Below are 7,767 nucleotides of genomic sequence, written 5' to 3'. Positions count from 1 at the left end.
GGCGGCGATCCGGCTACCCCTGCCCCGCTACGCGGGAGCGGGCATTCACCCCGGCCCTAAAGGACCGGGCACCCTGCCCGGAAAGACCGGTGGTGAACCGGCGCCGGGTGGTGGACGGCAGACACGCCCTCGACCCCGCCCAGTGGCGGGCGGCCGGCTGGGAGTACCGGGCGCTGGGCCGCAACTGACCCCGGGACCGGGACCGCCTCAGGCGAACTCGGCGAGGGCGCGCTCCACGATGGCCTCGAGCTGCTGGTGGTGCGCGCCCTTCCAGTACGCGCGGCCGCACTCCTCGCACTGCGCGAAGACGTCGTACGACTTCTGCGTCCCGCCTTTCAGCTGGTCCGCCACCTCTTCCTTCGTCGCCTTCCTCAGCAGGCCGTTGCAGGCCGTGCAGCGGGTCCAGGGACGTAGGCCGGGGGCGAAGCGGTCGAGGATGTCGCGGAGCTGGTCTTCGGGGCTGGTGCTGTAGACGTAGGCACCGGCCCACAGTTCGCGGCGGCGCAGCAGGCCCCGGTCGCGGCTGAGCAGTACGCGCTTCTCGGCCGCCGAGCGGGCCGCGAGGGCCGGGTCGCCGATGTCCGTCGACTCGTAGGCCGCGTCGACGCCGAGGAGGCGCAGCCGGCGGGCCAGGGTGCCGAGGTGGACGTCGAGGAGGAAGCGGAGCGGGGCGCCCGGGACCTCCTGGGGGCGCCGCACCGCGCGGACGGCCACCGACTCGCCGTGTGCCGGGATGTGCGCGGCCGGGACCTCCCGGCCATCCACCACCAGCGCGCCGACCTCGGTGAGGGGGACGCCCAGGGACTCGATCACATGGCCGAGCGTCGAGACCCCGTCGACGGCGAGCGGATGCCCGCCCACCCGGCGGGCGTGCGGGACGAACAGACGCAGCTCGGGGGCGACTTCGACCTGGATCTCGGATGCGTTCACCCGGTCAGGATCGCACGGAAGACGGCCGTGGCCTCAGTGGTTTTCCGGGGGCAGGCCGTGTTCGATGACGTTCAGGGCGCGGTCGACGAGGGCCTTGAACTCGGGCTCGTGGTCCTGCTCCGCCCAGTACATCGAGGTCTCCATCAGCCCGCCGACGATGGACATCGCGTAGACCCGCACCTCCAGGCTTTTCGGGTCGCGCCCGGTGCGCTCGCCGATGGCCTGGCACAGCAGCCGGCCGGTCTCCGACATGCTCTCCATCATCCGGGAGCGCACCGCCGGCACCTCGACCATCAGCCGGGTGCGCAGCCGGGAGACCGAGTGGGCGTCCTTCATGCCCAGCGCGACCGCCCGGTGCATCACATGGCGGAGGGACTCCGGCCACGGTTCGTCGGCGGGTCGGGCGTGGAGCTCCTCCAGGATCAGCGGGTCGTACTCGTCCGTGAGGACGATGTCCTCCTTGGTCGGGAAGTACCGGAAGACGGTCGACGGCGACACCTCGGCCCGCTCGGCGATCTGCTCGATCGTCGTGGCCTCGTAGCCCTGCTCCTCGACCAGCGCGTACATCGCCTCGCGGATCGCCTCGCGGGTCTTGATCTTCTTCCGTTCGCGCAGGCCGAGCCGGGGATTGTCGGCGGGGGAGAAGGAGGTGTGCGGTGCCGTCATGCTGGTCATTGTCCGGCATCGGAGGTGGCGGGGGCCACGGCCGGGTCCTGGTTCTCTTCCGCTTCGGTGCGGTGGCCGGTCGGTGTGTTGGGCAGGAACGCGGCGGCCGGCAGCGCGGTGAGCAGCGAGGGGGTTCCGATGGGTCTCTTCCAGCTGAGTGACAGTAGCCATGAAATGGCAGTAACTCTCAAAATCTAGTACCTGCCAATCGGGGACTGCTGTCAGGGCATGAAAAAGATGGCCACGGCTCGGGAGCCGTGGCCACTCGAAGAGGGTGGTGGGACTACGCGTGCTGGTACGCCACCAGGGAGATTCCCACGTAGTGGACGACGAACGCGGCCAGCGTGAGGGAGTGGAAGACCTCGTGGAATCCGAAGTAGCGCGGTGACGGGTTCGGGCGCTTGATGCCGTAGATCACGCCGCCCGCGCTGTAGAGGAGACCGCCGACGATCACCAGGACCAGCACGGCGATGCCGCCGGTGCGCATGAAGTCGGGCAGATAGAAGACCGCCGCCCAGCCCATCGTGATGTAGCAGGGCGTGTACAGCCAGCGTGGGGCGCCGACCCAGAAGACCCGGAAGACGATGCCCGCGGCCGCCGCGGCCCAGACGCCCCACAGCAGCCACTGCCCCTGCGTTGCCGGCAGGAGCAGCAGGGTCAGCGGTGTGTACGTGCCCGCGATGATCAGGAAGATGTTGGCGTGGTCGAGTCTGCGCAGGATGCCGTCCATGCGCGGGCTCCAGTTGCCCCGGTGGTACAGCGCGCTCACGCCGAACAGCAGGCATGCCGTCAGGACGTAGATCCCGCAGGCGACGCGGCCGCGTGGGGAGTCGGCGAGAGCGGTGAGCACGAGGCCCGAGACGAGTACGGCCGGAAACATGCCCAGATGCAGCCAGCCGCGCAACTTGGGCTTGACCTGATGCGACAGGGAAGAGAGCGCGCCGGAAGCGCGGCCGGCGGCCGGCGAGTCCGTAGGCGCGTCGGGGGCGGACGCAGTCATGGATCGCATCGTACCTACGGAACCGTAAGTTACGGGTCAATCCCGGCCGACGACCACCCAGGAGTGGCCATCGTCTCACGGACCCTCCGGAGAGGTCACGTCGGCGTGCAAAAAGACCTTGAGACGAACTCAATGTGGACGCAAAGAAACGCAGGTGGATGCGGCGACCGTGGCCTTCCTCACGTCGCTCATCTGTGACTCCCTCTGGACAGATGGTTGATCGAGTCGGAGGATCAAATGAGTGCGGTCGGCACCGGATGAGCGCCAAACAGTCGAGCACTGTGAAGCATCCGGGTCGCAGCCCCCACGGGGCGACAAGGTCCTCACCGGACCAAAAAGATCAAAAAATCCCTCATTTAGGAGCAATCGTGGCGCGCGACATCGCGGCTCCCACCGTCATTCCCACCAAGCACCAGGAACTCATCTCGTGGGTCAACGAGATCGCCGAACTGACGCAGCCGGACAGTGTGGTCTGGTGTGACGGATCCGAGGCCGAGTACGAGCGACTGTGCGAAGAGCTCGTGGCGAAGGGCACCTTCAAGAAGCTCGACCCGATCAAGCGCCCCCACTCCTACTACGCGGCCTCGGACCCGACCGACGTCGCCCGGGTCGAGGACCGCACCTTCATCTGCTCCGAGCGGGAGCAGGACGCCGGCCCGACCAACCACTGGAAGGCCCCCGCGGAGATGCGGGACATCTTCACCGGCGGGCAGGGCCTGTTCCGTGGCTCGATGAAGGGCCGGACGATGTACGTCGTCCCGTTCTGCATGGGCCCGCTGGGTTCGCCGCTGTCCGCGCTCGGCGTGGAGATAACGGACTCGGCGTATGTCGCGGCCTCGATGCGCACGATGACGCGCATGGGCCAGGCCGTCCTCGACGAACTCGGTGAAGAGGGCTTCTTCGTGAAGGCCGTGCACACCCTCGGCGCCCCGCTGGAGCCCGGCCAGGCGGACGTCCCCTGGCCCTGCAACAAGACCAAGTACATCTCGCACTTCCCCGAGTCCCGCGAGATCTGGTCCTACGGCTCCGGCTACGGCGGCAACGCCCTGCTCGGCAAGAAGTGCTACGCCCTGCGCATCGCGTCCGTCATGGCGCGGGACGAGGGCTGGCTCGCCGAGCACATGCTCATCCTGAAGCTGACCCCGCCGCAGGGCGAGTCCAAGTACGTCGCCGCGGCCTTCCCGAGCGCCTGCGGCAAGACCAACCTCGCCATGCTGGAGCCCACGGTCTCCGGCTGGACCGTGGAGACCGTCGGCGACGACATCGCCTGGATGCGGTTCGGCGAGGACGGCCGCCTCTACGCCATCAACCCCGAGGCCGGCTTCTTCGGCGTCGCGCCCGGCACCGGTGAGCACACCAACGCCAACGCGATGAAGACGCTGTGGGGCAACGCGGTCTTCACCAACGTGGCGCTCACCGACGACAACGACATCTGGTGGGAGGGCATGACGGAGGAGCTTCCGGCCCACCTGACGGACTGGAAGGGCAACGACTGGACGCCGGAGGCCGGGACCCCGGCCGCCCACCCCAACGCCCGCTTCACCGTGCCCGCCGCGCAGTGCCCGATCATCGCGCCGGAGTGGGAGGACCCGAAGGGCGTGCCGATCTCGGCGATCCTCTTCGGCGGCCGCCGCGCCACCGCCGTACCGCTGGTGACCGAGTCCTTCGACTGGAACCACGGGGTGTTCCTGGGCGCCAACGTGGCCTCCGAGAAGACCGCCGCCGCCGAGGGCAAGGTCGGCGAGCTGCGCCGCGACCCGTTCGCGATGCTGCCGTTCTGCGGCTACAACATGGGCGACTACATGGGGCACTGGGTCGACGTCGCCAAGGACAAGGACCAGGCGAAGCTCCCGAAGATCTACTACGTGAACTGGTTCCGCAAGAACGACGAGGGCAAGTTCGTGTGGCCGGGCTTCGGTGAGAACAGCCGTGTCCTGAAGTGGATCGTGGACCGCCTCGACGGCCGCGCCGAGGGCGTCGAGACCCCCATCGGCATCCTGCCGGCCAAGGGCGCCCTGGACACCAAGGGACTCGACCTCTCCGAGGCCGACCTCGACTTCCTGCTCACCGTAGACAAGGACGTGTGGCGCGAGGAGGCGGCGCTCGTGCCCGAGCACCTCAACACCTTCGGCGAGCACACCCCGAAGGAACTGTGGGACGAGTACCGGGCGCTGGTGGAGCGCCTGGGATGAGTTCCGAGTGGACGGCGGTCTTGCGGCTGCCGTCCGCCCCTGAACTCCGCGGTCGGTCCGACTTGCCCTGACCTGCGACGTCCCACGACCGGCCGCGGTGACGACATCACGAACAGGCCCGGTGCCCGCACCCTACAACGACGTACGGTGCGGGCACCGGGCCTGTTTTCGTGTACGGCACGACGCCGGTGGCTTCGCGTGATCCGCATCGGGTCTGCCCCCATGCGCGCCACGGGGTGCGAAAAGGTCGGATTCATGGGTAGTTCGCCTATGGTGACGGCATGCGCGGAATCCTGTTGGCCGGGGGCACCGGCTCGCGACTTTGGCCGTTGACCCGCTCGGTGTCGAAGCAACTCCTGCCGGTCTTCGATAAACCCATGGTCTATTACCCGCTATCCACACTGGTGATGGCCGGTATCCGTGAGATTCTGATCATCACCACCCCCGAAGACCAGTTCCAGTTCCGTCGGTTGCTCGGCGACGGCACCCAACTGGGCCTGCGGCTGGAATACATGACACAAGAGCGCCCGGAGGGCATTGCTCATGCTTTCGTACTGGGTGCCGACTTCATCGAGGATGAGCCGGTCGCCCTGATTCTGGGCGACAACATTTTCCACGGCAGCGGCCTGGGCACACGGCTGGCCCGCCACGGCGATCCGCAGGGCGGCAGGGTATTCGCCTACCAGGTCGCCAACCCCTCGGCCTACGGCGTGGTGGAGTTCGACGAACTAGGCCGAGCGCTGTCCCTCGAGGAGAAACCGGCCCGGCCCAGGTCCCGGTACGCCGTGCCCGGACTGTACTTCTACGACCATCACGTCGTGGACATCGCCCGCGACCTACGGCCCAGCGCCAGGGGCGAGTTGGAGATCACCGACCTCAACCGCGTCTATCTGGAAGCCGGCGCTCTGCACGTCACCCGGCTGGACCGAGGCACCGCCTGGCTCGACACCGGAACCTTCAACTCCATGGTTCAGGCTTCGGAATTCGTCCGGGTGATCGAGGAGCGCCAGGGCTTCAAGGTCGGCTGCGTCGAGGAGGCGGTCTGGCGGGCCGGCCTGATCGACGACCACAGGCTCCGGCAACTGGCCCAGCCACTGCTCAAGAGCGGATACGGCCACTATCTGCTGGGGCTGCTCGAGGACTCCCGATACGTCGTCATGCCCCAAAGGGGCGGCGGATCGCCTACCGAAGAACTGCTGCGAACAGGGCCGGGCGCTCCTGTGTGACGGCGGCACTTGACGCTGCCTGCCGCACGACGTCCCGCCCGCGGCAGGACTCGGCCGCGACGTTCATATGGTCGACCAGGTCGCCGCTGCTCAGCCCACTCTGCGTAAGGAGTGGGTGGACGGCGGCGACTTCAGCGTTGAGCGGCTCGCCCTGCCACCCTCGCCCCGTAGGGCGCGGTCTGAAGCCCCGCGGCGGATGTCCCGAAGACGCGGAGGTAGTGACCGGCAACAAGAACCGCGCTATGGAAGGAAGTAATCACGTGAGACCACTTGGCATCGAAGGGGCCTGGGTGGACACACCCACGGTGTTCGCCGACAGCAGGGGTCGATTTCACGAGTGGTTCAAGAGTGAACGGTTTCACGATTCTGTCGGCCAGGGGCTTCGACTCGAACAGGCCAATTGCTCCCGCTCCGTTCGCGGCACTCTCCGCGGTATCCATTATGCGTCGGTCCCGCCTGGCCAGGCCAAGTATGTGACGTGCGTCAGCGGCGCCGTGCTCGACGTGGTGGTCGACATCCGCACCGGTTCTCCGACTTTCGGGAAATGGGAGGCCGTTCAGCTGGACGACACGACACACCGCTGTGTCTACCTCTCGGAAGGGTTGGGTCACGCCTTCATGGCGCTGGAGGACAACTCCACGGTCGTCTATCTGTGTTCGGAGGGGTACGCCCCGGAGCGGGAGTTCGGGATCAATCCACTCGACCCGTCGCTGGCCATCGCCTGGCCCGAGGATCTCGTACCGTGCATTTCCGGTAAGGACGCGGCGGCGCCCACGCTCGAGGAAGCAGAACAGCAGGGCCTGCTGCCTTCGTTCGAAGCGTGCAGCGCGTATCGCGGAAGTCTCGCGGTTGCCGAGTTCCACTGAGTAGGAATTCTTGGCGCTCGCTGCGCCATTTCGGCTCACTGCGGCCACCCGGGTGATATTGGACTATGCCAGGGGTCGTTGCGTAATCATTGCGTCGCCGAAAGTGAACAATGGCTCTGCCAGTGGTCACCGTCGGATGAGCGCACTCAGTGCGTGCGCTTGCGATGTGGTCACTCCCCCAAGTTTCGCGAGGAAGGTTCTCAGTGAGCCGTAGAACAATGCGAAGTTCGCGCGTGAAATCCGCCACCATGGTTTCGGTGGGCGCGCTGGCTGTCGTGCTCAACATCGCCCCGAGTGCGGTGGCCGTCGCCGACGCGATCCACCGGTCCGGCGCGAACAGCAGTGTGGGGGTGCCCGGCCCGAACGGCGCCGTGAGCGCCGACAAGGACAAGGGTGCCCCGCAAGGAGGCGACCGCGACCGTGGGCCGCAGGGCCCACGCGGCAAGACCGGCCCTCGGGGCCCGCAGGGTGTCAAGGGTTCGAAGGGTGACAAGGGCGACCCTGGTGGTCATGACGGGCATGACGGGCATGACGGTCACGACGGGCCTCCGGGGCCGGGGGGCCTCCAGGGCCCCCAGGGCTTCCAGGGCTTCCAGGGCTTCCAGGGTGTCCCGGGTGTGCAGGGGTCCCAGGGCTTCCAGGGTGTCCCGGGTGTGCAGGGCTCGCAGGGCACTCAGGGCTTCCAGGGCGATGTCGGTGTGCAGGGGTCGCAGGGCTTCCAGGGCAATCAGGGCACGCAGGGCTTCCAGGGCTTCCAGGGCGATGTCGGTGTGCAGGGGTCGCAGGGCTTCCAGGGCACGCAGGGCACTCAGGGCTTCCAGGGCTTCCAGGGCGATGTCGGTGTGCAGGGGTCGCAGGGCTTCCAGGGCAACCAGGGCACGCAGGGC

7 protein-coding genes and 1 pseudogene are annotated in these 7,767 nt (G+C 67.7%); 5 read left to right on the top strand and 3 right to left on the bottom strand.

The window, feature by feature from the left end:
* Nucleotides 1–188: hypothetical protein (locus ABZ396_RS02430; RefSeq protein WP_358926781.1), on the top strand; the 188-nt coding region annotated here is incomplete at its 5' end.
* A gap of 19 nt (nt 189–207) precedes the next feature.
* Here the strand turns inward: ABZ396_RS02430 and ABZ396_RS02425 are convergent.
* The 3 genes from ABZ396_RS02425 to ABZ396_RS02415 form a co-directional block, all read right to left on the bottom strand.
* Entirely contained in the window at nt 208–930 is a 723-nt protein-coding gene (locus ABZ396_RS02425; protein WP_358926780.1) for a Mut7-C RNAse domain-containing protein, read from the bottom strand.
* 33 nt (nt 931–963) lie between these two features.
* Nucleotides 964–1,605: a TetR family transcriptional regulator gene (locus tag ABZ396_RS02420; protein WP_358926779.1), complete on the bottom strand. Its 642-nt coding sequence runs from the start codon at nt 1,603–1,605 to the stop codon at nt 964–966.
* A gap of 274 nt (nt 1,606–1,879) precedes the next feature.
* Nucleotides 1,880–2,596 carry a hemolysin III family protein gene (locus tag ABZ396_RS02415; protein WP_358926778.1) on the bottom strand — a complete coding sequence of 239 codons (717 nt, stop codon included), beginning with the start codon at nt 2,594–2,596 and terminating at the stop codon, nt 1,880–1,882.
* A gap of 368 nt (nt 2,597–2,964) precedes the next feature.
* Between ABZ396_RS02415 and ABZ396_RS02410 the strand changes: the two genes are divergently transcribed.
* The 4 genes and pseudogenes from ABZ396_RS02410 to ABZ396_RS02395 all read left to right on the top strand — a co-directional run.
* Nucleotides 2,965–4,788 carry a phosphoenolpyruvate carboxykinase (GTP) gene (locus ABZ396_RS02410; RefSeq protein ID WP_358926777.1) on the top strand — a complete coding sequence of 608 codons (1,824 nt, stop codon included), beginning with the start codon at nt 2,965–2,967 and terminating at the stop codon, nt 4,786–4,788.
* A gap of 281 nt (nt 4,789–5,069) precedes the next feature.
* Complete coding sequence (rfbA, locus tag ABZ396_RS02405; protein WP_358926776.1) at nt 5,070–6,014, top strand: glucose-1-phosphate thymidylyltransferase RfbA; 945 nt, start codon at nt 5,070–5,072, stop codon at nt 6,012–6,014.
* Between the two features lie 260 nt (nt 6,015–6,274).
* Nucleotides 6,275–6,880, top strand: coding sequence for a dTDP-4-dehydrorhamnose 3,5-epimerase (gene rfbC / locus ABZ396_RS02400; protein WP_358926783.1), 606 nt, complete (start codon nt 6,275–6,277; stop codon nt 6,878–6,880).
* Nucleotides 6,881–7,137: 257 nt separating this feature from the next.
* Nucleotides 7,138–7,767: pseudogene (locus tag ABZ396_RS02395) on the top strand (collagen-like protein); the annotation flags it as partial.

Origin of the sequence: Streptomyces sp. NPDC005866, from assembly GCF_040629895.1 — a bacterium.
Taxonomy (GTDB): Bacteria; Actinomycetota; Actinomycetes; order Streptomycetales; family Streptomycetaceae; genus Streptomyces.
The sequence above is the reverse complement of the archived record's forward strand: the minus strand, read 5'-3'. Positions and strand labels throughout refer to the sequence as shown.

What these genes read in the sequence shown, in the direction of transcription:
- ABZ396_RS02420 (WP_358926779.1), bottom strand. Translation starts at nt 1,605, where the DNA reads ATGACCAGCATGACGGCACCGCACACCTCCTTCTCCCCCGCCGACAAT.
- ABZ396_RS02415 (WP_358926778.1), bottom strand. Translation starts at nt 2,596, where the DNA reads ATGACTGCGTCCGCCCCCGACGCGCCTACGGACTCGCCGGCCGCCGGC.
- rfbA (WP_358926776.1), top strand. Translation starts at nt 5,070, where the DNA reads ATGCGCGGAATCCTGTTGGCCGGGGGCACCGGCTCGCGACTTTGGCCG.